Genomic DNA, 25,670 nt, shown 5'->3' with positions numbered 1-25,670 from the left:
AGCGTTGCCGAAGCGTCCGCTGCTGCCGGACACCATCGCGCCGTCGTGGCTGGTGGTGCAGGCGCTCGGCACGCTCTTCGTCGCGGCGACGCTGCTGACGGCGCGCGAACCGGATCCGCGGATCTGGGCCTGCTACGGCGTTTCCGCGGCGTGCCTGCTCGGGTTCGTCGTGCTCGCCTACCGGTCGCCGCGGACGGCGGCGGTGCTGCTCGCCGTCGCCAGCGTGGTGCCCTCGGCGGTCGTCGGCGGCGCCGCGGACTCGTCGGCGATCGTGCTGGCCATCGTCGCGCTGGGCCGGTTCGCGACGCTGACCTCGGTGAGCGTCGCCGCGATCGTCGGGGTCGGCCTGGTCGACGTCGTGCTGGCGGTGGTTTCGGACCCCACCGGGTTCGTCGACCCGGGCGTGATGCTCCTGCTCGTGCTGCTCGGGCTCAACCGGCGCCAGTACGAGGTGCAGGCGAAACAGGCGGAAGCGCTACTGGAGCAGACGCGGCTCGCGCAGGCCGAGCACGCGCGGGCCGCCGCGCTCGACGAGCGCACGCGCATCGCGCGCGAGCTGCACGACGTCCTCGCGCATTCGCTGGGAGCGCTGGGGGTCCAGCTCGAACTGGCCGAGGCGCTGCTCAGCGAGAAGTCCGATGTGGACGGTGCGCTCACGACCGTCCGGCGGTCCCGCCGGCTCGCCAAGGACGGCTTGGCGGAAGCCCGCGACGCCGTGTCCGCGCTCCGCCGGGACGTCCTGCCGCTCGCCGACGCCCTCGCCGCGGTGGCCGCCGCGCACGCCCGTGACCACGGGGTATCCGTGGACTTCGACGCCGAGGGCGTGTCTCGGCCGTTGCCGTCGGCGGCCGTCGTCGCGCTGGTCGGCATCGCGCGCGAAGCGCTGACGAACGCGGGCAAGCACGCGCCGGGTGAGGACGTCCGGATGCGGTTGGCCTACACGGACGACGACGTCCGGCTCGACGTCACCAACCACCTCGGGGAATTCACTCGAACAGGTGAAGGTTTCGGGCTGGCCGGGATGCGCGAGCGGCTCGCGCTCGCCGGTGGCACCCTGGCGTCGGGCCCGGAAGACGGCCGGTGGCGCGTGCTCGCGGAGGTGCGGACTTGATCAGGGTGGTCGTGGCGGACGACCAGCAGGCGGTCCGCGAAGGCCTGGTCGCGCTGCTCGGCCTGCTCGACGACATCACGGTCGTGGCCTCGGCGGGCAACGGCCGTGAAGCCGTCGAGACGCTGGCCAAGCACCCCGCCGACGTCGTGCTGATGGACCTGCGGATGCCGGAGCTGGACGGCGTCGCCGCGACCCGGCTGATCCGGCGCGACCACCCCGGCACCGCCGTCGTCGTGCTGACGACCTACGCCGACGACACGTCGATCGCGGACGCCCTGCGCGCCGGGGCCCGCGGCTACCTGACCAAGGACGCCGGCCGCGCGGAGATCGCCGCCGCGCTGAGATCCGCGGCCGCCGGCCAGGCGATCTTCACCGCCGAGGTCTCCGACCGGCTCGTCGCCGCGCTCGACGGCCGGCCCGCGTCGCGCGCCAAGGCCGAACTGCCGGACAGCTTGACCGCCCGTGAGGCCGAAGTCCTCGGCCTGATCGCGCGTGGCCTGACCAACGCGGAGATCGCGGCCGAGCTGTTCATCGGCGAGGCGACCGTCAAAACCCACATCAACAACGCCTTCGCGAAGATCGGCGCGCGCCACCGCGCGGAGGCCGTCCGGTATGCGCTCGCCCATCACCTCTGAGAGCCTTGTTCAGCCGTCGCCCGCCGCATGACTTTCGTCCGGACGCGCGGCCTCGCGTGTGAGGCGCGGCGGGCTAACCAGAACAAGGCTCTGAGATCACGTGCTGATGACAGCGGGCGGTGCCGGTGCCCGCGCGCGGGGCGACTCGGCTACCTTTCTGCGGGTAGCGTTCATGGGGAGGAATCGGGGATGACCAGCACTGCGACGGCGCCGGGTCCCACCGCGCCCGCGCCGGGACCCGCACCGCCGACGCCACCGGACGGCCGCGACCGGGCCGGGGGCCGCAGCGGTCTGCTGGGCCTGCTGGACCTTCCTGGCCAGGGGATACGCGCGATCATCCGGTCCGCCGCGACCACCCCGGGCCGGCTCACCGTGATCGCCGTCGGGCTGGTGCTGCTGGCCCTCGTCGCCGGGCTCGTCGCGACGCTGTCGGTGCAGAACCGCGACAACACGATCACCGGGGTCATCGACCACCGCGAGCCCCTCGCCGCCGCGTCCCAGCAGGTCTACCGGTCACTGTCGGACGCCGACGCGACCGCGGCGAGCGCCTTCCTCTCCATCGGCACCGAGCCGCCCGAACTCCGCCAGCGCTACGAGCGTGACATCGCCGAGGCCGGCGCGGCGCTCGCGAAGGCGGCCTCCGACTCCGGTGACGTCGCCGACGCCGCCGGCCCGGTCGACGTGCTGAACCAGTCGCTGCCGGTCTACACCGGCCTGGTCGAGACGGCGCGGTCGAACAACCGGCTCGGCTACCCGGTCGGCGCGTCCTACCTGCGCGAGGCGTCCGAGCTGATGCGGGCGAAGATCCTGCCCGCCGCCCAGGACCTCTACCGCGTCGACACCGAGAAGCTGATCGAAGAGCAGGACAGCGCCACCGGCTTCCCGTGGCTCGCCGTGATCCTGGTGGTCGCGCTGCTGGCCGCGCTCGTCGTCGCCCAGGTCTACCTGACCCGCCGGACCAATCGGCTGCTCAACGTCGGGCTCGTCGTCGCGACGGCTGCCGTCGTGGTGTCGCTGCTGTGGGGCTCGGTCGCGTTGATCGTGCAGGGCAGCCTGGTCGGCGGCGGCCAGGACGACGGCTCGCACCGCGTCGACGTCCTCGTCCGCGCGCGGATCGCGGCGCTGCAGGCCCGCGCCGACGAAACGCTGACGCTGGTCGCCCGCGGCGACGGCGCCACCTACGAAAAGGACTTCGGCACCAACGCCGTCCAGCTGGCCGGGGCCGACGGGCAGGGCGGCCTGCTCGCCGAGGCCCGCGGCCTGATCCCGGACGGTGACGGCGCCAAGAAGGTCGCCGACGCGACCAAGGCCGCCAACGACTGGTTCAAGGCGCACAAGCAGGTCCGCTCGCAGGACGACGGCGGCCAGTACCAGGAAGCCGTCGACCTCGCCGTGCTGGAGGACAAGACCGACGGCTCGGCACCGGCGTTCCGGCGGCTCGACGACAGCCTCCAGGACGCGATCGACGTCGGGCGGCAGGAGTTCCTCGACAGCACCCACAACGGCGACCGCGCGCTGACGCTCCTCGCGCCCGGTTTGGCCGTTCTCGCGATCGTCGCCGCGGCGGGTGTCACCATGGGAGTCCGGGAGCGACTGAGGGAGTACCGGTGAGCAGGCGGGGTTACGCGGTCCGGGCGGCCGCGCTGGTGGTCGTCGCGGCACTGGCGGCGGCCTGCGGGAGTCCCGGGAAACCGGTCGACCCGGCACCGGTGAGCAACGCCGCCTGGCCGCAGCCCGCCCACGTCGGCGGCCCGGACTCGACGGCGGGCGGCGGCACCGACAAGAGCTGCAACCCGCTGGCCAGCCTCGCGCCGAGCGGGACGTCGATCCCCGACGACTCGACCATGGCGAAGATCAAGGAACGCGGGAAGCTGATCGCCGGCGTCGACCAGACGACCTACCTGTTCGGGTTCCGCAACCCCACCACGGGCAACCTCGAGGGCTTCGACATCGACATGGTCAACCAGATCGCCAAGGCGATCTGGGGCTCGCCGGAGGGCCACGTCCAGTTCCGCGCGATCCCGTCGTCGCAGCGTGAGAACGTCCTGAAGGACCACCAGGTCGACATCGTCGTCCGGACCTACAGCATCACGTGCGACCGCCGGAAGGACGTCCAGTTCTCGTCGGTCTACTACAAGGCGGGGCAGCGGATCCTGGTCACCAAGGAATCCCCGGTGCGGAAGCTGACCGACCTGACCGGCAAGCGGGTGTGCGCGGCGAAGAAGTCGACGTCGCTGGCGAAGATCGCGACGGATCCCGCGAAGCCGGTGCCGGTCTCGGTGGACAACTGGTCGGACTGCCTGGTGATGCTCCAGCAGGGCCAGGTCGAGGCGGTGTCGACCGACGACACCATCCTCGCCGGGATGGCCGCGCAGGACCCGACGCTGCAGGTCGTCGGCGAGCAGTTCACCGAGGAGAACTACGGCATCGGCGTGCCGAAGGACAACGAGGACATGGTCAAGTACGTCAACGCCGTGCTGGACCAGGTCCGCGGCAACGGCGCCTGGCAGGACAGCTACCACAAGTGGGTGGAGTCCTCGCTGGGCCCGGCGTCCCCGCCGTCACCGCAGTACCAGTGAGTGGCTCGCGACTAGAATCGGTCCTCGTACGTCGTCGGGGATCTGGGAGGTAGCAGTGTCTGAGGAGCCGCGCCGTCCTCGGCACGCCGCACCGGACGACGAGCAGCAGGTGGCCCCGCCGAGCTGGCAGCCGCCGCCACCGGTGCGGTGGGAGACGCCCGAGCCGTCGATCTCCGGCCGGCTCGACGACACCGAGCCGCCCGCCGCCGAGAAGACCGTCTTCCACGCGCCGGTCCGGCGTCCGCCGACGCCGCCGCGCGGTGAGCGGACCTTCGTGCGCGGGCAGATCCCGGGCGCGAACGACCCGACCCGGCCGCCGGGGCAGATGGCGCCGGTCGCGCCCCCGGTCGAGCGGACCCAGGCCGTCCGGCCGGACCCGAACGCGCCGCAGCCGACGAGCGTGCTCGCGGCGCCGGCGCCGGAGACCCAGAGCATCATGCCGCCGGTGCCGCGGCCGGAGACCGGGCCGGGCACGCTGCCGGACCCGGGCACCGAGAGCGTGCTGCCCGAGCGCAGCAGCGACGGCAGGCACACCGGCACCGGGACAGGGACGGGCACGGGCGCCGGGACGGGCAGCGGTTCGGGGTCCGGCTCCGGCTCGTTCCCCGGCACCTCACGGCGGACGTCGTCCCGCACGTCGCGCTCGCGCCGCGGCCGGCTCGGCGCCGGGCTGGTCGAGGTCCCGCCGGTCCCCGCGCGCGACCCGGCGTCGGCGGTGCTGACGAACCCGGTGGTGTCGGAGGAAAAGCGCTTCTGCGGCAGCTGCAGCGCGAAGGTCGGCCGCGGCGTCGACGGGAAACCCGGTTCGCCGGAAGGAAAGTGCGAAAACTGCGGCGCGCCGTTTTCGTTCCTGCCGAAGCTGCAGCCGAACGAGCTGGTCGGTGGCCAGTACGAGGTGCTCGGCGCGATCGCGTACGGCGGCCTGGGCTGGATCTACCTGGCGCAGGACCACAACGTCAGCGACCGCTGGGTCGTCCTCAAAGGACTGATCGACACCGGCGACGCGACGGCGATGGCGGCCGCGGCCAACGAACAGCGCTTCCTGGCCGAGGTCGAGCACCCGAACATCGTCAAGATCCACAACTTCGTGCAGCACCCGGACGCGCACAGCGGCACGACCGTCGGCTACATCGTGATGGAGTACGTCGGCGGCCAGTCGCTGCGGCAGCTCGCGCTGGCGCACCACCGCGAGAGCCGGCGTCCGGAGCCGCTGCCGATCGGCCAGGTCATCGCGTACGGGCTGGAGATCCTGCCCGCCATGGGTTACCTGCACAGCCAGGGCCTGCTCTACTGCGACCTCAAGCCGGACAACGTGATCCAGACGAACGAGCAGCTGAAGCTGATCGACCTGGGCGCGGTCCGGCGGACCGACGACTACGAGAGCCCGCTGTTCTTCACCACCGGTTACAGCGCACCGGAACTGGCGACGCAGGGTGCGTCGATCGCGTCGGACCTGTTCACCGTCGGGCGCACGCTCGCCGTGCTGAGCTTCGAGTTCACCGGCTACACCACGAAGTTCAAGTCGACCCTGCCGGGCCCGGACGCGGTCCCGCTGTTCGCGCTCTTCGGTTCGTACCACCGGTTCCTGAAGCGCGCGACGCACGCCGACCCGGACCGGCGGTTCCTCTCCGCCGAGGAGATGGCCGACCAGCTCACCGGGGTGCTGCGCGAGATCATGGCGCTGGGCACCGGAAAGCCGCGGCCCGGCGCGTCCACGGTGTTCGGCCCGGAGAGCCGCACGTTCGGCGTGCAGCTCGTGGTGCCGGAAGCCGGTGGCAGCGTGCCGCTGCCCGGCGCGGCCGAGGTCGTCGCCGGCCTGCCGATCCCGCAGGTCGACACAGACGACCCGGCGGCGGGCGTGCTCGCCACGACGACCTCGCTCGAGCCGCGAGGCGCGATCGAGGCGCTGGCCGGCGCGCCCCGCGAGTCGATCGAGGTGCGGCTGCGGATCGTCCGCGCCCGGATCGAGCTGGGTGAGCTGTCCGAGGCGCAACGCCAGCTGCAGGCGGCGCAGTACCTGGCGATCAAGAACGGCTTCCCGCACGACTGGCGGATCGACTGGTACCGCGGCCTGATCGAGCTGGCGGGCGGCCGTTCGCGCGTCGCGCACGTCGCGTTCGAGGCGGTGTACGACGACCTGCCGGGCGAGGTCGCGCCGAAGCTGGCGCTGGGGGTCAGCGCCGAGGGCGTCGGCGACTACTTCGCGGCCGCGCGGTTCTACGAGCTGGTCTGGCGGACGGACCGCAACTACGTCAGCGCCGCCTTCGGCCTCGCTCGCGTCTACCTGGCGCAGGGGGCCCGGACCAGCGCGGTCGAAGTGCTCGAGACGGTGCCGCCGTCGTCGACGCACTACGTCGACGCGCAGGTCGCGGCGATCAAGATCAAGACGACCGCGACCCGGGCGGCGGGCAAGGAAGCCCTGGTCAGCGAGCACGACCTGCTCGACGCGTCGGCCCGGCTCGAGCGGCTCCGCCTGGACGCCGAGCGCCGCACGAAGCTCTCGGCCGGAGTGCTGGAAGCCGCGTACGAGTGGCTTCGCGGCCCTCGCCAGGGTCCGCCGACACCGGGTGGGCGCGTGCTCGGCTGCGAGCTGGAAGAGCGTGAGCTGCGGTTCGGCCTCGAGCGCTGCTACCGGGCGCTGGCGCGCCTGGCGGCAACGGTCGAGCAGCGCGTGGAGCTGGTGGACAAGGCGAACGCCATCCGCCCCCGCACCCTCACCTGACCGGGCCCCGCTCCGGACACGCGGGCCGACTCCCAGGCACGCGAGCCGTCCGCCTGGGTACGCGTGTCGTCCATCCAGGTACGCGAGTCGTCCGTCTGGGTACGCGTGTCGTCCTTCCAGGTACGCGAGTTCGCCGTTCCGGTACGCGGTTCTCGCGTGATCAGTCGCGCGACTCGCGTGATTGGGCGCGCACCTCGCGTGATCGGCGAGGCATCACGTGCGATCGGATGGACGACACGCGTACCTGAGCGGACGACACGCGTACCGGGATGGACGACACGACGTCAGGGGTTGATCTCCCAGTCGCCGCGTTCGCGCTGGTTCTTCTCGTGCTGCGCGGCCAGCTTCTCCAGCGCCTGCGGGTCGCCGTGGTTGGAGAAGTGGTCGAAGCCCACCACGATGAACAGGGCACGGGCGCTCACCGCGATCGGGCCGTCCTCCGCGTCGAGGCGGCCGTCCGCGCTGACGTAGATCTTGCGGCCGGCGATGCCGTCGAGGCGCGCGGTGATGAACAACGTCGAGCCGACCGGCACCGGGCGGCGGAAGTCCGTCTCCAGCTTCCCGGTGACCGCCGGGCGGCGCATCAGGTTGCCGACCGTCGAGCCGAGCGCCTCGTCGAACGCACAGGCCAGGAGGCCGCCGTGGGCGAGCCCGGGGGCACCCTGGTGGGCCGCGGTGACGGTGAACCGCGAGTGCACGACCTGGCCCTCACCGACGGTCGAGCGCAGGTGCAGCCCGGCGTCGGCCTCGTCGCCGCAGCCGAAGCACTCGCCGAAGTGCACACCCAGCTCGGTGCCGGCCTCGGGGGCCTTCGGGTGCGGAACCGCCGGCTCCACCGGTACCGGCGGCCAGGGCTGAGAAACACGACTCATGCGCTGACGTTAACTCGCCGGTAGTCGTCCGCTTCGTCCGGCCCGCGGCGTAACCGGGGAACCCACATCTCTCCGTAGCCGGAAAATTCCCCACCGTAGAGATTCTCCGGCTCAGACTGCCGACCTGCGGCGACCGGGCAAGACTGGGGTGATGAGCTCGAATGGCCCAGTGGGCACCGCACGGAGGAGGTCGTCGCCGGCATGAGCGAACCAGCAGCCGAGCCAGCAGCAACGACGGGCAAGCCGTCGGTGGACGAGAGAACCGTCAAGCGGGCCGTGTGGGCGTCCGCGATGGGCAACGCCACCGAGTGGTACGACTACGGCGTCTTCACCTCGGGTGCGATCGCCGTCAGCATCGGCTCGGAGTTCTTCCCCGGCGAAGGCAACGCCGTGCTCAAGTCGCTGGCGCTGCTCGCGGTCGGGTTCATCGTGCGGCCGTTCGGCGGGGCGTTCTTCGGCCCGCTCGGTGACAAGATCGGCCGCCAGAAGGTCCTGGCCATCACGATCCTGCTGATGTCGGGCTGCACCTTCCTGGTGGGCGTCCTGCCGACGTACTCCGGCGGCTACAGCATGGGCATCGCGGCCCCGATCGCGATCCTGCTCCTGCGCATCATCCAGGGCTTCTCCACCGGTGGTGAGTACGGCGGCGCGGCGACGTTCATCGCCGAGTACTCGCCGACCAAGCGCCGTGGCTTCTTCGGCAGCTTCCTCGAACTGGGGACGCTCGCCGGGTACGTGCTCGGCAACCTCGTGGTGCTGGCCGTGACGCTCTCGCTGTCGGCCGACCAGGTCGACGCCTGGGGCTGGCGGATCCCGTTCTTCGTCGCGCTGCCGCTGGGCCTCGTCGGGCTCTACCTGCGGAACAAGCTCGAGGACACCCCCGAGTTCCGCCGGCTGGAGGCCTCGGGCGAGAAGCCGCGGAAGGCGCCGCTCAAGGAGATCTTCACCCGCAACTGGCGGATGATCCTCAACCTGATCGGCATCGTGCTGCTGCTGAACGTCGCGGACTACCTGCTGCTGACCACGATGCCGACGTACTTCACCGAGACGTTGAAGATCAACGACAACACGTCGACGCTGATCATCATCGCGGTCGAGGTCCTGCAGATGGCGATCATCATCCCGCTGGGTGCGCTGTCCGACAAGATCGGCCGGAAACCGCTGCTGCTGACCGCGGCCATCGGGTTCCTGGTGCTGAGCTGGCCGTCGCTGAAGCTGATGCAGTCCGGCAGCATCCTGTGGCTGTTCGTCGGGTTCCTGATCGTGGCGATCCTGCTGGTGCTGATGCTCGCGGTGATCGGCTCGACGTTCCCGGCGATGTTCCCGACCCGCGTCCGGTACGGCTCGTTCGCGATCGGCTACAACATCTCGACGTCGCTGTTCGGTGGTACCTGCGGTGTCATCGTGACGGCGTTGATCCAGAGCACCGGAAACCCGGACTGGCCGGCGTACTACCTGATGGCGGCGGCCCTGATCGCGATCATCCCGATCATCAAGATCCCGGAGACGTCGCAGGTGCCGATCGAGCAGATCGACACCGAGGACAGTGGGGGCGGCAAGTCCCTGACCGGCGCTTCCGCTCAGCGTTGAGCGGTCCCGCCTCGCAAAGACGTGTGCCCCGTCCGGATCACCGGGCGGGGCACACGTGCGTCGCGGGTCAGCTGGCGTCGTTCCGAGGAGCGCGCTCGCCACGACGACAGCGACTCCGGTTTCGACGATCAGTGCGGCGTCCGATCGGAACACCACACGGTGTTTCGCCACGAACCAGCTCGGTATTTCGTCGGAAACCCACGTTGAAACGGTGATCTACGCCACGTCCCTGACCTGCGGAAACGGGTCAGCGAGACGTCGTACGCGGCACTTCCGGGACCGTCTCGGTCGGGTTCGCGGACGGGGGTGGCGACGTCACCGAGGAGGGCTGCCTCGACTTGCGGGAGGTCACGGCGACCGGCGGGCTCGACGGCCGCTGCGTGCTCGGCACCGAGCGGCCCGGCTGGGCCGCCGGCGGCGCGATCGACGTCGCCGGGACCTCCTCCTGCGACGGCATCGGCGTCGGCGACGGGGGAGCGGTGGTGCCGATCGTGGACAGGCCCGGGTCGGCGGGCTGCACCGGCTCCGGCGGCCCGAAGCGGTGGCCGGCCAGGAAACCGGCCACCGCGAGGATCACCGCCGTCGCGGTCGAAGTGCCCACGACGGCCATGCGCTTGCGCCGCCGCCGGATCCGGCCACCACGCTCGATCACGTCGGCGGCCTCGAGCCGCATCGGCGGCGTGTCGGCGGCCGCGCCGGTCAGGATCACGCGGACGTCGTCTTCGGGGTCCATGTTCGTCACCTCCCCTCCGTGGGTGCGCTGAACGACAGCGCGCTGTAGTGCGGGCCGAGCCGGTTGCGCAGCGTGGCCAGGCCCCGGGAGGCCTGGCTCTTCACCGTGCCGGTGCTGCAGCCGAGGGCCTGCGCCGTCTCCTCGACGCTCAGGTCCTCGAAGTACCGCAGCACCAGCACGGCGCGCTGCTTGGGGGCCAGTACGGCCAGTGCCTGCCGGACCAGCATGTCCTGGTCGCTCCCGGCGGGTTCCGCCGGGAGCTCCGGCAGGGTGTCGGTGAGCCGCTCCCGTTTCCACCTGCTGCGCCGGTGCTCGGCGAGGAACGTGCGGAGCACGACCTTGCGGGCGTAGGCGTCCAGGGTGTCGTGGCGCGACAGCCTCGGCCAGGCGAGGTACAGCTTGATCAGGGCCGCCTGCGTGAGGTCTTCGGCTTGGTGCCAGTCACCGCAGAGCAGGTACGCCGTGGACCGGAGGCTGTGCGCGCGCTCGCCGAAGTACCGGGCGAACTCGCCGTCCCACGGCGAGCCCGGCCCGGTCGACGGACGGGAGCGGGAGATCACCTGACTACCGGGTCTCCCGGATCGCCGGGAGGTGCAGGTCGCCGGTCGGGCCGGCCGGGACGGCGCGGGGGACGCGCGGAGCCTGCTCGGCGCGGGTCGGCGCCTTCGACGTCGCCGGGACGGCCCGCGGCGGCTCCTGCGGCTTGCGGGTGGCCTGGGGCGGGGCCTCGGTCGGCGCCGGGGTCGCGCGGGTCGTGGCCTGCGGCGGCGCCGTCGGCTGCGACTGGGCCATGGCGACGCCACCGGTCAGGGCGCCACCGGCGAGCACGAGCGCGCCGAGGGACAGGGCGATGCGGATACGCAAGACAGCTCCTCATTCTCGCGGGCGCGGCTGTCGATCGCCGCGCCTCTGCCCGTAGTCATGCGGTGGGCGCCCGCCGGGGTTGCATCGGATTTCCCGGGAAACGCGAACGGCCGGGAAGTCCGCACTGGACTTCCCGGCCGCCCGGTGTTCCTGGGTGGTCCGAGGGTGGCTCAGCCGGCGAGCGCCGACAGCTTCTGCCAGCTCGCCCAGTCGTAGGTCCAGTCGCTGTAGTCGCCGTCCTTGGCGGTCAGCGTCTGCGTGCTGCCGGTGATCTCGACCGGGTCGCCGGTGAGCACGCCGTCGTAGTACTCCTTGGCGCGCGCGGGCGAGAGGTTCAGGCAGCCGTGCGAGATGTTCTTCTTGCCCTGCGCCCAGACCGACGCGGCCAGGCCGTGGATGAACTCGCCGTTGTTGGAGATCCGGACCGCCCACGGCACCACGACGTTCTCGTAGTGGTACTTCGGGTTGCTCATCGCGTACGTGGACTGCTTGCCCATCACGACGTGCACGCCGCTGTGGGTGACGCGGCCCGGGTCGGAGTCGAGGCCGTAGCTCACCGGGTAGTCGGCGATCTGCTGGCCGTCGCGGATCACCTGCATGGTGTGCTGCGTGGTGTTGCCCTTGACGATCTGCGAGCGCCCGATGGCGAAGCTGGCCGAGACGTCCTGCTTGCCGTACACGCCTTCGCCGATCTTGACGCCGTAGATCTTGGCGTTGACCTTCACCTGCGTGTTGGGCTTGAAGTACTCCTTCGGCCGCCAGTGCACCGTGGTGTCGCCGTTCAGCCAGGCCCAGGAGCCCTCGGTCTTCGGCGTGGTCTCGACGGAAAGCGCCTTCTCGACGGAGGCCTTGTCGGTGACGCGGCTCGGGAAGGTCAGGGCGATGGGCATCGCGATGCCGTACGTCTGGCCGTCACCGACGTTCAGGCTGGCCTGCGTCTGCCGCTTCGGCTTGACGGTGGTGAACGCGCCGCCGATGGGCACGTTCTTGCCGTCGGCGCCCTGCGCCTGGCCGGACCAGGTGTAGGTCTTGCCGTAACCGAGCTGCTCGGTGGTGTTCCAGCTCTTCTTGTCCGCCGACGTCTGGCCCTGGACCTGCTTGCCGTCCGGGTTGGTCAGCGTGACCGAGACGATCGTGCCGCTGTCGACCTTGACGCCGACCGGCTCGCCGGGCGCGACGTCCTGCGCGCCCGCGGCGGGGGTCACCGCCAGTTTCGCGGGCTGCGCGGTGGGAGCCGGCGCCTGCGTCGGGCCCCCGCCCGACGTACCGCTCGCCGACACCGTCGGTTCACTGCTGCACGCCCCCAGCGCCAGCACGGCGACCAAGCCCAGTGCCACAGCCGCGCCCCGGCGCCGCGTGGAGTTCCTCACCGTCACACCCATTCCCCTTTGCCCCTTTGGTGCTTCCCCTCTTCGAGACGCCTCGCGGACCTCGAACGTTGAGCAATGTTCGAGTGACGAACGTCACAGCCGGTCCGGTGGGCCTTAACAGAGGAGGCACGGCCGACTCCGAGCGGTATCCGGTGATCACGGAGCCGATGTGCTGCGCAAGACTAACCGGTGGGTCCGACAGAAGCGGGTGGGGAGCCCTACGACGTTCCGGTGACCTTGGCCGTGACAGGCGTTTTTCGCCTCGATCACGGGGTTCAACTTTGGCCAGATCCCGGTAGTCTGCTTGCAGGCCGTCGTTTTGCGTGTTCGTGGCTTCACACTCGCGGAACTTCTGACGCGAGCCATGGAGCCGACACGCTCTCTTGACTCGACTCGTTGGAACCGCCCGGGACGGCCGGGGTGCCGCTTCGGTGGCATTCGAAGCGGATCTGTGTAACGAGGAGAACAGCGGTGGCGCAAGGCACTGTGAAGTGGTTCAACGCGGAGAAGGGCTTCGGCTTCATCGCGCAGGACGGCGGCGAAGGCGACGTGTTCGTTCACTACTCGGAGATCGAGGGGCGTGGCTTCCGCACCCTCGAGGAGAACCAGCGAGTGGAGTTCGAGGTCGGCCAGGGCCAGAAGGGCCCGCAGGCCCAGAAGGTCCGCGCGATCTGAGACCGAGGCTTGTTCTGGTTAGCCCGCCGCGTCCCGCACACAGACCGCTGGTTTCGTGCACAAGTCATGCGGTGGGCGACGGCTGAACAAGCCTCGCAGGCCCTTTGCGCGTCTAAGGCCTGAGTGACGGGCCCCCAGCCTTGCTACGGCTGGGGGCCCTTTCTCATGTGGTGCAGGGGTTCAGCGACGTCCGACGGCCGGCGCGTCGAACGCGTCGGCGGGGAAGTGGAACTCGTCGGTGAGGTCGGTCAGCTCTTCGCTCTGGCTCTGGACCTGGCGCTGGTCCTGGAGAGAGGCGGCCTGCCCCTCCCAGTTGAGCCGCTCGAGGATCCACTCCTGAGCGAGCGCCTGGGGCGAGATCCCCCGCGCTTCAGCGACGTCGGAGAGCTGCTTGCTGGCGATGAGGCTCATCCGAAGCTGGAAGACCTGAGCTTCCCCGAACCGCTTGCCGGTCCCGGTGCTCTCGTTGTCAGCATCAGGCGCCAAGGCGGCCAGGTAGCTGGTGAGTTCCTTGTCCTCGACAACACCGTCGTCGGCGGTCTTGGCGGCACCGCGGTGACGCCCGGAGGACACTGCCTTGAGGTTCGTGCGGCTGCTCAAGCGGCCGAGTGAGGGAAGGGGCACGGACCACACGATAACGGTTAGGTCTCACACCACAAACCACTGTGAGCCACGACACGCCCCTTTATTTACCCGATCAGCCCAACCCTCACCCATTAAGCCCAATCGCCCGTAAACACAACGCAATCAGTCACTAACAGTACGAGTCGATCACGCAAAGAAACGGACTCAGGAAACGCGGAAAGTCTGGCGGCCGCACCGTGGGGGTCCGGGGGCTCGGCCCCCGGGCAATACACCGAAATGATCGGCGGCCGAAGGGCGAAGCCCGAAGGCCGCCGAGAAATGGAGGACCCCCGCGCCAGGGGGAGGAACGCGGGGGTCGGAGGGGATCTCCACAGGCGCTGACCGGGGGTGTGTCAGCACCTCGATTGTTGCACGTCTTGCGTGGTTGAGCGAGTGGACAGCGGGAAATTTCCGCGTGTGGTGTCACTTCGCGTCCGGGGTGACGTTCGTTCGGGTGGTGTTGTTCTCCGGGCGTGCTGATTGCGCTGCGTTGAGCGGAGCGTGGCCTCAGGTTCACTCTCCGGGGGGCTGTGTGTGGCGGCTTGCGCTGGTTAGCCTCGCGGCCAAGTTGTTGTGAGCCGTATGGAGGGGCTATGAGCGGGTCTGTTGAAGTGCGGCAGTTCCTCCTTCGGTACGAAGGTGCCGATGGGGGTGCTGCTCCGTTCGCCGGGGGATTGCCGGCGCAGCGGACCGGTGCCGCGGATACGCAGCGGGTGTCGGACGATCAGGTTCGGCGGGCTCGGCTGGCCGTGGCGAACGGTGCGCTGGGGGTCGAGGACTGCGTCCAGTTGCTGGAGATGCTGGGGTTGAACCTGGACGAGGACGGGCAGGCGCCGGTCCAGCGTTGAGCGGGTTGTGGGCCGGGGGTCCGGTGGGCGGTGCGGGTGCCGCCGGGCCTGTCCGGTGATGTTCGTGCAGGTTGTCGCCCTTTTTCGGGGGTAATTTCCGAGTGTTCGCCGGTTTCTTGACGCGGGTTTCGTAACAGTGTTATGTTTGCTGGGTCGAAGGGACGGACATGACGGCGATCGAGGACGCGGCCGGGGTGGCGAACCGGATCCGGCCGGTGGTGCAGGTGCTGGGCGGCAGGTTCATGACGTCGCCGGAGCTCGCGGCGGTCGAGAGTGAGGTGGGGCTCCCGCCGCGTTCGCTGTACGTGCGAGGCCGGTCGGCGGTGCTCGGCGACGTGCCGCCGCACGTGGCCGCGGAGCTGTTCGGCATCTTCCCGCACTGGCTGTTCGACTACGTCCTGCCGCCGGCGACGGAGGCCTTGGACGCGCCTGCCGCGGTGCGTGCCTACGCGGAGTCATCGGCGCGCTGGTCCCGCGTCAACCTTTCGGCCGTATCCGAGCCGGGTCGCGTAGCGGACTTGCTGTTTCGCGTGGTCGACGCCGCGGACGCGAGTGGCCTAGCGCTCTTCGCCGGCTGGCAGCGCGCTCAACGTCCTGAAGGCGATGTCGAGCGCCTCGGGTTCGCGCTGATGGTCTTCCGTGAGCTGCGTGGCGGCCTGCACTTCGCGGCGCTGCGGGCGGTGGGCCTGTCGGTGCCGGAGGCGGTGGTGGCCGATCCGGAGGGTGGCCGCGAGCGCCTGCTGCGCACGGCGTGGCCGCAGGACGCGGCGGACGAGCTGGTGGTGTCGGCGGAGCGCAAGCCGGACCTGCGCGACCGCCGGCACCGAGCGGAGTCCCTGACCGATGATCGGATCGGCGAACTGCTGACGTCGGCGCTGACGGCGGAAGAGGTGGTCGAGTTGGAGCGTCACCTGCTGACGTTTGCGCAGGTCCCGGTCCCGGTGCGGGGTTAAGGAACCCCCGGTGCAAAGGGGTGGCGGCGTGCCCTATGCTTGTAATCGCTCCCGGGGGACAACCTGAGAGCGCGGTCGGTCGGTTAGCCGAAACTGATCGGGCTCCCATCGTCCAGCGGCCTAGGACTCCGCCCTTTCAAGGCGGCAACGCGGGTTCGAATCCCGTTGGGAGTACGTAGTACCGTAGTAAAGCAGTACGCAAGGCCCTGTGGCGCAGTTGGTTAGCGCGTCGCCCTGTCACGGCGAAGGTCGCGGGTTCGAGTCCCGTCAGGGTCGCAAGATCGTTCGGCTCCAGGCCGGCGTTCCCGGCCAGGTAGCTCAGTTGGTACGAGCGTCCGCCTGAAAAGCGGAAGGTCGCCGGTTCGACCCCGGCCCTGGCCACCGCTCACGAAGACCGTCTCGACTCAGTCGAGGCGGTTTTTTCGTTGTCCGGCTTGCTCGACGTGGAAGTACCCGACGGGCTGAGGCCCTTCGGTGATCACGACCACCGTGCCCGGCTGGATTCGCTGGGGTCCGGTGTTCTCGACCGCCAGCCAGCGCCCTTCGGCCGCCCAGGTCAGCTCGCCGGAGGGGACGCCCCGCACCACGAACGACGCGAGCCCGGTGTCGGCGGTTTCCGGCGGCACGAAGGCGTTCGCGGCGTAGCGACCGTCGGCGGATGGTGGACCGGAGGTGCGCCCGCCTTGCTCGGGCGTCAACCACACGACGCGGCCGCGGAACGGGAACGGGGTGGCGTCCATGGCCCGATTCTGCCGGGCGGACAGCGGCGCGGGCCAGAATGAGGGCATGTACTGCCTGGAAGCGGTGATCGCGAGGGAAGCGGTGCTTCGGCGGGTTGCCGGTTCCGTTGACGCCGCGCGGGTTGTTCCCCTCGGGCAGGACCTCTCTCCGTTGCTGATGACGGACGACTTCTTCGACGCGGTGACCGTCGCGGGCGAGCTGGTGCGGGTGGACGCCGTCGGCCTTGGGTGGCATCGGGAAACGGCAGGCTGGCTGTGACGCAGAACCCCTGGGACGCCGAAGCCGCCACCTTCGACGAGCAGCCCGACCACGGGCTGCGCGACCCCGACGTCCGGGCCGCGTGGGCCGAGCTTCTCCTCCCGCTCCTGCCATCCGAGGCCTTCGTGGCGGATCTTGGTTGTGGGACCGGCACTCTCGCCGTTCTCCTTGCCGAGGCCGGGCATCGGGTCGTCGGCGTCGATCTGTCCGAGCGGATGCTCGACCAGGCAAGGCAAAAGGCCGGTGCGGGGGTCGAGTTCAAGCACGGTGACGCCGCCGATCCGCCGCTCGACGACTACTCCTTCGACGTCGTTCTCGTGCGGCACGTGCTGTGGGCTATGCCGGACCAAAGTGCCGCTGTGGGGCGGTGGTTGCGGTTGCTCAAGCCCGGTGGACGGCTGGTTCTCGTCGAGGGGCGGTGGTCCACCGGAGCCGGGATCAGCGCCGACGAGTGCCGGGCGTTGTTCGGCGCGCGCCACGTCGGGACGCGGGTTCGGGTGCTCGACGATCCCGCCTTCTGGGGTGCCGAGATCGAGGACGAGCGGTACCTCGTCGTCGCTGAACCCGGGCCGGTGTACCGGACCACGTCTCCCAGGGGATGGGTGGTCACCGGGTACGCCGAAGCGCGGGCCGCTCTCAGCGATCCGCGGCTGCGGAAGGCGGGGGCCAACGCGCGGTGGGCCGGGCGGCCCGCCGGGCGGGGGAGTCACATGCTCGACGCCGATCCGCCGGATCACACCCGGCTGCGGAAGCTCGTCAACCAGGCTTTCACCGCCCGCGCCGTCGAAGCTCTGCGGCCGCGGATCGAGGAGATCACCGCCGCGCTGCTCGACGACCTCGCCCGGCACGACGAGGTCGACCTTCTCGCCGCCTTCGCGGTGCCGTTGCCGATCACCGTGATCGGGGAGCTGCTCGGGGTCGAACCCGGCGCGCGGGCCGAGTTCCACCGCCTCAGCCGGGATCTCGGGGATCCTGGGCTCAGGACGTTCCTCGGCGAGCTGGTGCGGGCCAAGCGCGCGCGGCCGGCCGACGACGTCCTTTCGCGGCTCGTGCTCGCCCACGACCGGGACGACCGGCTCAGCGACACCGAACTCGTCGCGACGGCCTTCCTGCTGCTCTTCGCCGGCTACGAAACCACCGTCCACCTCATCGGCAACGGCGTGTACGCCCTCCTGCGCAACCCGGACCAGTTCGACGCCCTGCGCGCGGACCCGGCGCTGGTGCCCGCCGCCGTCGAGGAGTTCCTGCGGTTCGGCGGGCCCGTCGGGTTCGCGACCCTGCGCTACACCGGCGAACCCGTGGAGCTCGGCGGCGTCCGGATCCCGGCGGACGAGTTCGTGCACGTCGCACTCGGGGCGGCGAACCGGGATCCCGCCCGGTTCGCCGATCCCGGACGGCTGGACCTGGCGCGGCACCCCGCCGGGCACGTCGGCTTCGGGCACGGCATCCACCACTGCGTCGGCGCCCCGCTGGCCCGGCTGGAGGCGCAGATCGCCTTCACCCAGCTGGTCCGGCGCTTCCCGCGGTTGAGCCTGGCCGGCGACGTCCGGTGGCAGGACGGCATCCGGATCCACGGGCTGGTCGAGCTGCCCGTTAGGCCGAACGAGTGAACCCCGGCTAGTCATGTCCGGACGCGGCGACTGGCACCGACCCAGCGGCGAAGGCGGCCCGAGAAACGGGCTGCCACCCACAAGGGGAGCCGACATGCGATACCTGCTCACGCTGCACATGAACCCGACCCTCTGGGCCACTCTGGCCGACGACCAGAAGAACGAGGTCTACGAAGGCCACGGCACCTTCACCAAGCTGATCACCGACTCCGGCGAGATGGTCGAGACCAAGGCGCTCGTCGATCCCGCCGGGACCAAGACCGTCCGGGTCAAGGAGGGCGTGGCGCACACGGAGAACGGCACCTTCGTCGAGGCCGACTCCTTCCTCTGCGGTTACTACGTCGTCGACGTCGAGAGTGAGGAGCGCGCGGTCGAGCTGGCCGCGGAGATCCCGGACGCGCGGTACACCGCCGTCGAGGTGCGCCGGGTGATCCACGAGGCTTGACCTCGATCTTGGTCGAGGTTGCATCCTGGAACCATGAGTTTCGACCTCGACGCCTACCTGGCGCGCACCGGGCAGGAACGCCGTCCACCGTCGGCGGAAGCGCTCAGGGATCTCACGCGGGCGCACGTAGCCGCGATCCCGTTCGAGAACCTCGACGTGGTTCTCCAGCAGCACCAAGGGATTTCGCTGGACGTCGTGAGCGCGAAGCTCGTCGGGCGGCGGCGGGGCGGCTACTGCTACGAGCAGTCCGGCCTCTTCGCCGCCGTCCTCGAGGAGCTCGGCTACCGCGTCCACCGGCTGTCCGCGCGCGTGCAGCCGCGGCGGCCCGGGCCGTACACGCACATGACGCTCGTCGTGGACGTCGACGGCGAAAGCTTCCTCACCGACGTCGGGTTCGGGGCCGGGATCCTGGACCCGATGCCGCTGATCGACGGGCAAGCGACGGACCAGGCGGGCTGGGAGCACCGGCTGGTCCACCGCGACGGCTGGTGGACGCTCCAAAAGGGCGCCGAAGACCTGCTCGACTTCCGGCTCAACGAGATGTACCCGATCGACTACGAGGTCTTCCACCACTACACGTCGACGCACCCGAAGTCGCCGTTCACCGGGCGTGTGGTGATCATGACGCTCGAACCGGGGGTCAGCCGGAAGCTGCTCGGCCGCGAACTCACCGTCGAAAAGCCCGGCGGCGGCAGCGAAACGACGACCGTGGCACCGGAAGAGCTCGACACCACACTCAAGGACTTCGGCATCGAGCTGACCCAGGACGAGTTGTCGAGGCTGCGAGAGATCTACTGAGTCCCGAACAGCTCGGCCGCCGGGATCGGCCGGCCGAGGTGGTAACCCTGCGCCTGGTCGCAGTCGAGCTTGCGGAGCAGGTCCAGCTGCTCCGCGGTCTCGACGCCTTCGGCGATCACCGTCAGGTCCACCGCGTGGGCCATCGCGATGATGCTCGTGACGATCGCTTCGGCGTCGCGTGACTCGGCGATCCCGGTGATGAACGAGCGGTCGATCTTGAGCGTGTCCAGGGTCAGCCGGCGCAGCTGGGCGAGCGACGAATAGCCGGTGCCGAAGTCGTCGATCGCCAGCAGGACGCCCAGGGAGCGCAGCGCGGCCAGCACTTCCCCGGCCGCTTCCTGGTCGCGCATCAACGCGCTTTCGGTGACCTCCAGGCAGAGCGCGCTCGGCGGCAGCCCGGTGCTGGTGAGCGCGTCCTGGACCGCGGGCACCAGGTGCGGGTCGTCGAGCTGGCGCGTGGAGATGTTGACCTTCAGCGTCAGGTCCAGCCCCTGGTTCGCGCGGCGCGAGGCGAGCTCGCGGGTGGTCGCGCGGAGCATCTCCTTGCCGATCACGTTGATCAGGTCGCTCTCTTCGGCCAGCGGGATGAACTCCGCCGGGGAGATCGCGCCGTGCCGGGGGTGCGTCCACCGCAGCAACGCTTCGACGGCGACCATCTCGCCGGTCTTCAGGTCGACCACCGGCTGGTAGGCGGGCCAGAGCTGGCCGTCGTGGACCGCGTCGCGCAGGTCCTGCTCCATCCGCAGCCGCCGCTGCATCCGCTCGCGCAGGCCGACGTCGAAGAAGTGGTGACGGCCGCGCCCGAGCGTCTTCGCCTGGTACATCGCGACGTCCGCGTCGCGCAGCAGGTCTTCGGCGCTGCGGCGGTCCGCGCCGTCGACGAGCACGACGCCGATGCTGGCGTCGAGGTGCAGCTGCCGGCCGAGCACGCCGATCGGCTCGGCCAGCGCGGCCCGCAGGTGCTCGGCCAGGGCGCGGACTTCGCCGGGCTCGGTCACCTCGTTGGTGACGACGACGAACTCGTCACCGCCCAGCCTGCCGACCAGGTCGGCGCGGCCCGAGCAGCGCCGCAGCCGCTCGCCGACGATCCGCAGCACCTGGTCGCCGACCGAGTGCCCCAGCGAGTCGTTGATGACCTTGAACTTGTCCAGGTCGAGGAACAGCACCGTGGCCGCGCTCCGGCGGGCCCGGACGTCGAGGCGGTCCAGGACCAGGGTCCGGTTCGCCAGCCGGGTCAGCGGGTCGTGGGTGGCGTCGTGCGCGAGCCGGGCGCTGATCGCGCGGGTCTCGCTGATGTCGGTGAACGACGTGACGACGGTCGCCGCCGCCGGGTCGTCCGGGTCGAGCAGCCGGGAGGTCAGCGACACCCAGACGTCGCGGCCGTCCGGCCGGCGCAGGCGCACGACCAGGCCGTTGTGCGTGACGCCGGTCCGCCGCGTCTGCACCGACGGCATCTCGTCCGGCGGGATCCACTGCCCGCCCTCGGTGAACAGCACGAGCGTGTGGCACGGGACGCCGATGAGGTCGGCCTCGGCCACACCGAGGATCCGGCACGCGGCCGGGTTCGCCGCTTCGATGAGCCCGCCCGGCCCCATCACCAGCACACCTTCGTCGAGCGAGGCGACGACCGTGCGGTAGTTCTGCTCGGCCCGCCGTCGCGCGGTTTCGTCGGCGCAGACGAGCACCCAGCCGTCGTTCATCTCAGCTGCTGAAACGCGGACCGTGAGCGGTGCCCCGTCCCGGCTGCGGTGCACGGCTTCGACGACACCACCGCGGCGCAGCTCCAGCGGCGCGCCGACCAGCTCGCTCGCCCGGCGCCCGACAGCCTCGGCGGCGGTCCACCCGTACACCGTCTCGGCGGCCGGGTTCCAGCTGGTCACGACCCCTTCGCCGGTGGTCGCGATCAGGGCGTCGCTGACGTGGGCCACGAGCGCGGCCTGGTAGCGGAGGGCGTCGGCGGCCGCCTTCCTCGCGGTGATGTCCCGCATGACGACCTGGTAGGCGTGCCCGGTCGTGCGCACGGTCTGCGTCTCGACGGCGAACTTGCTGCCGTCCAGCCGGGACATCAGGGCTTCGACGGGCTCGGTGGCGGCGCCCGGCTCGGCCAGCAGCGCGAGCTTCTCCAGCAGCGCGGGCCGGGAGTCCTCGGTGACGAAGTCCGTGAACCGGCGGCCGACGACCTCGTCGGCGGAGCAGGCGGCGAACGCGTCCAGCGCGGCGCGGTTGGCGTAGGTGACAACGCCGTTCTCGTGGACGCAGACGGCGTCCGGACTCAGCTCGACCAGCGTGGCGAGGGAGTCAGCCTCCATGAGCGTCCGTCCCCCAAGCGATCGGCGTGTGGCCCGTCGATTACACCACCGACTCCGGCCGCTGCATACCCGGCGGAATCAGCGTCCGGCCTGCGGATGCGCGGCGCAGCCGCGGCCCCCAGAACAGCAGGCCGAAGTGCGCGGCGGCCGCGTGGCCGAGCAGCGTGACGACCGAGTCGAGGGTTGTGGGGTCGTCACTGAGGTAGATCACCGCGATGAACGCCTCCATCGCGGCCAGCGCGAGGAGCCGCGCCCGGCCGCGGCACAGGAACACCAGCGCGCCCGCCGTGGTGAAGAAGCCGTAGCTGACCCCGATGTCGAGCCAGTGCCCGGCCGAGTTCGGCAGGACGTGCGCGCTGATCAGGCCCATCACGGGCAGCTCCGTGACGAGCGTTGCCAGCACGTGGCCGGAGAAGAACACCATCACCGCACGGCGGGCGCCGAACCGGCGTTCCAGCGGCGCGACGGCGATCGCGAAGATCACGACGTAGACGAGCCAGCCTTCGTCCGCCAGCCAGAGCGCGCTGGTCAGCAGCGAGGTCAGCGGCCGCCGCCACAGGTTGTGGGCGTCGGTGCTCGACAGCTTGAGGAGGCGATCGGTCAGCGACTCGTCGGCGAACCGGAGCAGCAGCGTGGTGCCGAGCAGGAGGACGAGGTAGCCGAAGGTGAACGGGGTCGTCTTCGGATTCGGGAGGAACCGGACGAACTGCCGCCAATTACGCCGCGCCGGGCCGGTGAGGTCGAGGACCCTCGGTTCGGCTTTCAGCAGCATGGTCTCAGCTTCGCCGCTCATTCTGGGAGTATCACGAAAGCCAGCTGTGAAACCCCTGTGGATAGTCACTGACTGTCAGATTGCACAGCACGTAACGAATTTTTGCACCTACCTCACCCGTTCGGGTGCTTTGTGCGGTAAAAATACCGCCGTGAACGACGAGGTATCGGTCGCCGAGCTGCTCGTGCGCGAGGGCTGGGGCGATCGTCCGGTGCAGTCGCGCTGGCGGGTGGTCGCGGTGATGCTCGCCGTCGTCATCGGCTGCGGGGCCGCCGCGGTGCTGGTCGCGTTCAGCAGCGGCCAGGTGCGCCAGGACGCCGCCCCGGTCGACCAGATCCAGGTCGTCCCGATGCCGCAGCGCACCACCGGCCTCGGCGGCGCGGGCCAGGCGACGGACTCCCCGTCCGACGGCGGGATCGGCGGTGGCACCGGTGGTGACGTCGTCGTCCCCGGCGACGGGCACGAAGGCACCGTCACCGAGGTGCCGGGCCGCACGTCGGACACCCCGAGCAGCACTGAATCCTCGACGTCGGTCACGCCGACCGGCACGACGGACCCGAACTCGAACCCCCAGACGACCGGGTCGCTCGCCCCGCCCTCGAACCAGGCGCCGTCCACCACGCCGACGCCGCGCGAGACCTGCCACGTCTGGCTCCTGATCTGCCTGGGCTGATCAGCCTTCGGCGAGCTGCTGGCCGAGGTCGCTGAAGTCGGACGTGTTCCAGCGCTCCGGCCGCATCACGATGGCGATGTTGTTCCCGTGGGCCTCGTCGGTCGCGTCGGTGTAGGCCTCGCTGACGCCCGGCGGCAGGTAGCGGGCCGCGACCTGGTGCCGGTCCGCCTTGGTCATCGGCCACGTCTTGACGACCGGGCCCTCGACCGAGACGTACTTGTAGACGCCGTCCTGCTCCTGCACGCACAGCGCGAAGCGGCCGGCCTCCTCGATCAGCCGGGTCTTGCGCGACCCGGGTGACGTCATCACCATGACGTCCCCGCCCGGCTCGTAGCGGTACCAGATCGGCGTGGTCAGCGGCGCGCGGCCGGGTTCGGCGGCGACGCTCAGCACGCCGACACGCGGCTCGGCCAGGAACGCCTCACGCTCTTCGCGGGTCATCTTGCGGGCCATGGTCCAGCTCCTTAAGGCAATTTGATTTGCCTTAAGGGTACGCAGGCGTGGCTCGCTAAAGCAAGCGCCATTGCTTTAGGATCTCCGCATGACCCGACCCGGTGGCCGCAGCGCGCGCGTCCGCGACGCGGTGCACGACGCCGTCGTCGAGCTGCTCGCCGCGGGCGAGATCGACGCCACGGTCCCGAAGATCGCCGAGCGGGCGGGTGTCAACCCGACCAGCGTCTACCGCCGCTGGGGCAGCCGGGACAACCTGCTGCTCGACGCCGCCGTGACGCGCCTGCGCGAGACGTCCCCGATCCCGGACACCGGCTCACTGCGTGGTGACCTGGCCGGCTGGGCGGACGGCGTCGAACGCGCGATGCGCGACCGGCACGGCCAGATCCTGCTGCGCGCGCTCGTCGCGACCATGGCGCCGGAACGCGAACCTGTCGAATACCTCCGGGCGCGTGGCGACGACCTGCAGCGGACCATCAACGCGGCCGCGGCGCGCGGCGAGGCCGTGCCGGCGGTGCAGGACGTGCTCGACCACGTCCTGGCGCCGCTCTACCTGCGCGTGCTGTTCCGGCTCCCGGTCGAGCCGGGCGCCGGGAGCCGGCTCGTCGACCGGTTGCTCAAGACCCTTTGAGCAGGTCCGGCTCCTCGCGACGGCCGAGGTGGTTGAACAGCAGGTTCAGCACGAACGCCAGGATCGCCGTCACCGTGATCGAGCTGCCGCCGATCGTCTGCAGCCAGGCCGGGAAGTGCTTGAAGATGTCCGGCGCGAACGCCGGCAGCAGGCCGACGCCGAGGGCGACCGCGACGATGAAGGTGTTGTGGTTGCCGGAAAACTCGACGCCCTTGAGGTTCTGCGCGCCGACCGCGGCGACCATCGCGAACATCACCACCGCGACCCCGCCGACCACCGGCTGCGGGATCGCCGCGATGAACGCGCCGATCTTCGGGACCAGGCCCATCAGCACCAGGATGCCGCCGGTCACCGCGACCACCCAGCGGCTGCGGACGCCGGTCATCCGCACCAGCCCGACGTTCTGCGCGAAAGCCGTGTCCGGGAAGGAGTTCATCACGCCGCCGAGCACGGCCGAGAAGCCGTCGGTGGCCAGGCCACGGGCCAGGTCGGAGTCCGTCGGCGGCCGCCCGGTGATCTCGCCGACGGCGATCATGTCGGCGGTCGACTCGGTGAACGTCACCAGCATGACCACGCACATCGACAGGACCGCGGCGACCGGGAACGTCGGTGCGCCGAAGTGGAACGGCGACGCCAGGCCGAACCAGCCGGCCGTGCTCAGCCCGTCCCAGTGCACCAGCCCCAGCGGGATCGCGGCCACCAGCCCGATCGCCAGGGCCAGCAGCGGCCCGATCTGGTTGGCGAACCCGCGCAGCACGCGCGTGAACAGCACGAGCAGCGCGAGCACGCCGAACGCGAGAAGGATGTGCGACAGGGCCGCGTAGTCCGGCGCCGTCGGGTCGTTGCCCGCGATCAGGCCCGCGCCGGGGCCGAGCAGCGAGACGCCGATGACGAGCAGCAGCGTCCCGGTGACCAGCGGCGGGAAGAATCGGATCAGCTTCGCGAACGGCTTCGCGATGAGCAGCCCGAAAACGCCGGATGCCAGCATCGCGCCGTAGACCGCGGTCAGGCCGTACTGCGACGCGATGAGGATCATCGGGTTGACGACGCTGAACGTCGCACCCGCAACGACCGGCAGCCGGATGCCCAGCAGCTTCCCGATGCCGATCGACTGGATCAGCGTGGCGATGCCCGCGACCAGCAGGTCGGCGTTCACGAGCAGGCCGATCGTCGCCGGGTCGAGCTTGAGCGCGCTGCCGACGATCAACGGCACCGCGACGGCGCCGGCGTACATGATCGACATGTGCTGCAGGCCGAGCAGCGCCAGCCGGCCGGCGGGCAGGCCCTGGTCTACCGGGTGGACCTCGGGTTTCGTCATCAACAGCCCCCTTTTCAGCAGCACAGCCAACGCGGTGCGGATGACGGTAGCAAGACGCCGCCGTGATGATCGTGTTTCCGGGGTGCGGC

26 protein-coding genes and 3 tRNA genes are annotated in these 25,670 nt (G+C 70.5%); 18 read left to right on the top strand and 11 right to left on the bottom strand.

Annotation, left to right across the window (positions count from 1 at the left end):
• The first annotated feature begins 4 nt into the window (after positions 1–4).
• The 5 genes from ACIOD2_RS19205 to ACIOD2_RS19185 all read left to right on the top strand — a co-directional run bounded on the left by ACIOD2_RS19205 (position 5) and on the right by ACIOD2_RS19185 (position 7,047).
• Complete coding sequence (locus tag ACIOD2_RS19205; RefSeq protein ID WP_400539576.1) at positions 5–1,111, top strand: sensor histidine kinase; 1,107 nt, start codon at positions 5–7, stop codon at positions 1,109–1,111.
• Positions 1,108–1,746 carry a response regulator gene (locus tag ACIOD2_RS19200; RefSeq protein WP_400539574.1) on the top strand — a complete coding sequence of 213 codons (639 nt, stop codon included), beginning with the start codon at positions 1,108–1,110 and terminating at the stop codon, positions 1,744–1,746. Before ACIOD2_RS19205 ends, ACIOD2_RS19200 begins: the two co-directional genes overlap by 4 nt.
• Positions 1,747–1,935: 189 nt before the next feature.
• A complete protein-coding gene (locus tag ACIOD2_RS19195) occupies positions 1,936–3,357 on the top strand; it encodes a hypothetical protein (RefSeq protein ID WP_400539572.1) in 1,422 nt (473 codons plus the stop codon).
• Positions 3,354–4,325, top strand: coding sequence for a glutamate ABC transporter substrate-binding protein (locus ACIOD2_RS19190; protein ID WP_400539569.1), 972 nt, complete (start codon positions 3,354–3,356; stop codon positions 4,323–4,325). The genes ACIOD2_RS19195 and ACIOD2_RS19190 overlap by 4 nt, the downstream gene beginning before the upstream one ends.
• Positions 4,326–4,380: 55 nt before the next feature.
• Positions 4,381–7,047 carry a tetratricopeptide repeat protein gene (locus tag ACIOD2_RS19185; RefSeq protein ID WP_400539566.1) on the top strand — a complete coding sequence of 889 codons (2,667 nt, stop codon included), beginning with the start codon at positions 4,381–4,383 and terminating at the stop codon, positions 7,045–7,047.
• A 284-nt stretch (positions 7,048–7,331) separates the two neighbouring features.
• Here ACIOD2_RS19185 and ACIOD2_RS19180 read toward each other — a convergent pair whose 3' ends face one another.
• The gene (locus ACIOD2_RS19180) at positions 7,332–7,919 is read right to left on the bottom strand and encodes a PaaI family thioesterase (RefSeq protein ID WP_400539563.1); all 588 of its coding nucleotides are present in this window, start codon (positions 7,917–7,919) and stop codon (positions 7,332–7,334) included.
• A 249-nt stretch (positions 7,920–8,168) separates the two neighbouring features.
• Between ACIOD2_RS19180 and ACIOD2_RS19175 the strand changes: the two genes are divergently transcribed.
• Positions 8,169–9,509 (top strand): MFS transporter, encoded by a 1,341-nt coding sequence (locus tag ACIOD2_RS19175; protein WP_400540407.1) that lies wholly within the window; start codon positions 8,169–8,171, stop codon positions 9,507–9,509.
• 247 nt (positions 9,510–9,756) lie between these two features.
• Here ACIOD2_RS19175 and ACIOD2_RS19170 read toward each other — a convergent pair whose 3' ends face one another.
• From ACIOD2_RS19170 to ACIOD2_RS19155, 4 genes are all read right to left on the bottom strand, one after another.
• On the bottom strand, positions 9,757–10,242 hold the full coding sequence (locus tag ACIOD2_RS19170) for a hypothetical protein (RefSeq protein WP_400539560.1): 486 nt from the start codon (positions 10,240–10,242) through the stop codon (positions 9,757–9,759).
• A 5-nt stretch (positions 10,243–10,247) separates the two neighbouring features.
• On the bottom strand, positions 10,248–10,802 hold the full coding sequence (locus ACIOD2_RS19165; RefSeq protein ID WP_323329175.1) for a SigE family RNA polymerase sigma factor: 555 nt from the start codon (positions 10,800–10,802) through the stop codon (positions 10,248–10,250).
• Between the two features lie 4 nt (positions 10,803–10,806).
• The gene (locus ACIOD2_RS19160) at positions 10,807–11,106 is read right to left on the bottom strand and encodes a hypothetical protein (protein ID WP_400539557.1); all 300 of its coding nucleotides are present in this window, start codon (positions 11,104–11,106) and stop codon (positions 10,807–10,809) included.
• A gap of 170 nt (positions 11,107–11,276) precedes the next feature.
• A complete protein-coding gene (locus ACIOD2_RS19155; protein ID WP_400539554.1) occupies positions 11,277–12,488 on the bottom strand; it encodes an Ig-like domain-containing protein in 1,212 nt (403 codons plus the stop codon).
• 459 nt (positions 12,489–12,947) lie between these two features.
• On the opposite strand from ACIOD2_RS19155, the gene ACIOD2_RS19150 reads away from it, so the two are divergent.
• Complete coding sequence (locus tag ACIOD2_RS19150; RefSeq protein WP_003097368.1) at positions 12,948–13,151, top strand: cold-shock protein; 204 nt, start codon at positions 12,948–12,950, stop codon at positions 13,149–13,151.
• 180 nt (positions 13,152–13,331) lie between these two features.
• On the opposite strand, the gene ACIOD2_RS19145 is transcribed toward ACIOD2_RS19150, so the two are convergent.
• A complete protein-coding gene (locus ACIOD2_RS19145; RefSeq protein ID WP_400539550.1) occupies positions 13,332–13,775 on the bottom strand; it encodes a hypothetical protein in 444 nt (147 codons plus the stop codon).
• Between the two features lie 593 nt (positions 13,776–14,368).
• On the opposite strand from ACIOD2_RS19145, the gene ACIOD2_RS19140 reads away from it, so the two are divergent.
• The 5 genes from ACIOD2_RS19140 to ACIOD2_RS19120 all read left to right on the top strand — a co-directional run bounded on the left by ACIOD2_RS19140 (position 14,369) and on the right by ACIOD2_RS19120 (position 15,957).
• Positions 14,369–14,623, top strand: a complete 255-nt coding sequence (locus ACIOD2_RS19140) for a hypothetical protein (protein ID WP_400539548.1) — start codon at positions 14,369–14,371, stop codon at positions 14,621–14,623.
• Positions 14,624–14,790: 167 nt separating this feature from the next.
• On the top strand, positions 14,791–15,576 hold the full coding sequence (locus ACIOD2_RS19135) for a hypothetical protein (RefSeq protein WP_400539546.1): 786 nt from the start codon (positions 14,791–14,793) through the stop codon (positions 15,574–15,576).
• Between the two features lie 101 nt (positions 15,577–15,677).
• A tRNA-Glu gene (locus ACIOD2_RS19130) sits at positions 15,678–15,750 on the top strand.
• 28 nt (positions 15,751–15,778) lie between these two features.
• Positions 15,779–15,852 (top strand) — tRNA-Asp (locus ACIOD2_RS19125).
• Between the two features lie 31 nt (positions 15,853–15,883).
• Positions 15,884–15,957: transfer RNA gene (locus tag ACIOD2_RS19120), tRNA-Phe, on the top strand.
• A gap of 23 nt (positions 15,958–15,980) precedes the next feature.
• Here the strand turns inward: ACIOD2_RS19120 and ACIOD2_RS19115 are convergent.
• Positions 15,981–16,316: a hypothetical protein gene (locus tag ACIOD2_RS19115; protein ID WP_400539544.1), complete on the bottom strand. Its 336-nt coding sequence runs from the start codon at positions 16,314–16,316 to the stop codon at positions 15,981–15,983.
• On the opposite strand from ACIOD2_RS19115, the gene ACIOD2_RS19110 reads away from it, so the two are divergent.
• The 4 genes from ACIOD2_RS19110 (at position 16,315) to ACIOD2_RS19095 (ending at position 19,428) form a co-directional block, all read left to right on the top strand.
• The gene (locus ACIOD2_RS19110; protein ID WP_400539542.1) at positions 16,315–16,575 is read left to right on the top strand and encodes a hypothetical protein; all 261 of its coding nucleotides are present in this window, start codon (positions 16,315–16,317) and stop codon (positions 16,573–16,575) included. The genes ACIOD2_RS19115 and ACIOD2_RS19110 overlap by 2 nt on opposite strands.
• Entirely contained in the window at positions 16,572–18,185 is a 1,614-nt protein-coding gene (locus ACIOD2_RS19105) for a cytochrome P450 (protein ID WP_400539540.1), read from the top strand. Before ACIOD2_RS19110 ends, ACIOD2_RS19105 begins: the two co-directional genes overlap by 4 nt.
• Before the next feature lie 94 nt (positions 18,186–18,279).
• Positions 18,280–18,630, top strand: a complete 351-nt coding sequence (locus ACIOD2_RS19100; RefSeq protein WP_400539537.1) for a YciI family protein — start codon at positions 18,280–18,282, stop codon at positions 18,628–18,630.
• Between the two features lie 33 nt (positions 18,631–18,663).
• Positions 18,664–19,428, top strand: coding sequence for an arylamine N-acetyltransferase (locus ACIOD2_RS19095; protein WP_400539534.1), 765 nt, complete (start codon positions 18,664–18,666; stop codon positions 19,426–19,428).
• Here ACIOD2_RS19095 and ACIOD2_RS19090 read toward each other — a convergent pair.
• Both ACIOD2_RS19090 and ACIOD2_RS19085 read right to left on the bottom strand, forming a co-directional pair.
• Entirely contained in the window at positions 19,422–21,737 is a 2,316-nt protein-coding gene (locus ACIOD2_RS19090; protein ID WP_400539531.1) for an EAL domain-containing protein, read from the bottom strand. The two genes, ACIOD2_RS19095 and ACIOD2_RS19090, sit on opposite strands and share 7 nt — an antisense overlap.
• Before the next feature lie 40 nt (positions 21,738–21,777).
• Positions 21,778–22,530, bottom strand: coding sequence for a rhomboid-like protein (locus ACIOD2_RS19085; RefSeq protein WP_400539529.1), 753 nt, complete (start codon positions 22,528–22,530; stop codon positions 21,778–21,780).
• Positions 22,531–22,660: 130 nt separating this feature from the next.
• Here ACIOD2_RS19085 and ACIOD2_RS19080 point away from each other — a divergent pair, with 130 nt between their 5' ends.
• The gene (locus ACIOD2_RS19080) at positions 22,661–23,182 is read left to right on the top strand and encodes a hypothetical protein (protein WP_400539526.1); all 522 of its coding nucleotides are present in this window, start codon (positions 22,661–22,663) and stop codon (positions 23,180–23,182) included.
• On the opposite strand, the gene ACIOD2_RS19075 is transcribed toward ACIOD2_RS19080, so the two are convergent.
• The gene (locus ACIOD2_RS19075) at positions 23,183–23,635 is read right to left on the bottom strand and encodes a pyridoxamine 5'-phosphate oxidase family protein (protein WP_400539524.1); all 453 of its coding nucleotides are present in this window, start codon (positions 23,633–23,635) and stop codon (positions 23,183–23,185) included.
• An 88-nt stretch (positions 23,636–23,723) separates the two neighbouring features.
• Between ACIOD2_RS19075 and ACIOD2_RS19070 the strand changes: the two genes are divergently transcribed.
• Positions 23,724–24,263: a TetR/AcrR family transcriptional regulator gene (locus ACIOD2_RS19070; protein WP_400539521.1), complete on the top strand. Its 540-nt coding sequence runs from the start codon at positions 23,724–23,726 to the stop codon at positions 24,261–24,263.
• Here ACIOD2_RS19070 and ACIOD2_RS19065 read toward each other — a convergent pair.
• Complete coding sequence (locus ACIOD2_RS19065) at positions 24,250–25,581, bottom strand: nucleobase:cation symporter-2 family protein (protein WP_400539518.1); 1,332 nt, start codon at positions 25,579–25,581, stop codon at positions 24,250–24,252. The two genes, ACIOD2_RS19070 and ACIOD2_RS19065, sit on opposite strands and share 14 nt — an antisense overlap.
• Positions 25,582–25,670 lie beyond the last annotated feature (89 nt).

The sequence above is a fragment of the Amycolatopsis sp. NPDC088138 genome (genome assembly GCF_044741685.1).
Classification (GTDB): Bacteria; Actinomycetota; Actinomycetes; order Mycobacteriales; family Pseudonocardiaceae; genus Amycolatopsis.
This window is presented reverse-complemented; position numbering and strand designations above follow the sequence as displayed.

Bases quoted from the DNA above. Each gene is read 5' to 3' on its own strand.
- ACIOD2_RS19070 (WP_400539521.1), top strand. From the start codon at position 23,724: ATGACCCGACCCGGTGGCCGCAGCGCGCGCGTCCGCGACGCGGTGCAC.
- ACIOD2_RS19195 (WP_400539572.1), top strand. From the start codon at position 1,936: ATGACCAGCACTGCGACGGCGCCGGGTCCCACCGCGCCCGCGCCGGGA.
- ACIOD2_RS19110 (WP_400539542.1), top strand. From the start codon at position 16,315: ATGGCCCGATTCTGCCGGGCGGACAGCGGCGCGGGCCAGAATGAGGGC.
- ACIOD2_RS19170 (WP_400539560.1), bottom strand. From the start codon at position 10,242: ATGGACCCCGAAGACGACGTCCGCGTGATCCTGACCGGCGCGGCCGCC.
- ACIOD2_RS19075 (WP_400539524.1), bottom strand. From the start codon at position 23,635: ATGGCCCGCAAGATGACCCGCGAAGAGCGTGAGGCGTTCCTGGCCGAG.
- ACIOD2_RS19115 (WP_400539544.1), bottom strand. From the start codon at position 16,316: ATGGACGCCACCCCGTTCCCGTTCCGCGGCCGCGTCGTGTGGTTGACG.
- ACIOD2_RS19135 (WP_400539546.1), top strand. From the start codon at position 14,791: ATGACGGCGATCGAGGACGCGGCCGGGGTGGCGAACCGGATCCGGCCG.
- ACIOD2_RS19090 (WP_400539531.1), bottom strand. From the start codon at position 21,737: ATGGAGGCTGACTCCCTCGCCACGCTGGTCGAGCTGAGTCCGGACGCC.
- ACIOD2_RS19155 (WP_400539554.1), bottom strand. From the start codon at position 12,488: ATGGGTGTGACGGTGAGGAACTCCACGCGGCGCCGGGGCGCGGCTGTG.
- ACIOD2_RS19065 (WP_400539518.1), bottom strand. From the start codon at position 25,581: ATGACGAAACCCGAGGTCCACCCGGTAGACCAGGGCCTGCCCGCCGGC.
- ACIOD2_RS19095 (WP_400539534.1), top strand. From the start codon at position 18,664: ATGAGTTTCGACCTCGACGCCTACCTGGCGCGCACCGGGCAGGAACGC.
- ACIOD2_RS19085 (WP_400539529.1), bottom strand. From the start codon at position 22,530: ATGAGCGGCGAAGCTGAGACCATGCTGCTGAAAGCCGAACCGAGGGTC.
- ACIOD2_RS19100 (WP_400539537.1), top strand. From the start codon at position 18,280: ATGCGATACCTGCTCACGCTGCACATGAACCCGACCCTCTGGGCCACT.
- ACIOD2_RS19140 (WP_400539548.1), top strand. From the start codon at position 14,369: ATGAGCGGGTCTGTTGAAGTGCGGCAGTTCCTCCTTCGGTACGAAGGT.
- ACIOD2_RS19180 (WP_400539563.1), bottom strand. From the start codon at position 7,919: ATGAGTCGTGTTTCTCAGCCCTGGCCGCCGGTACCGGTGGAGCCGGCG.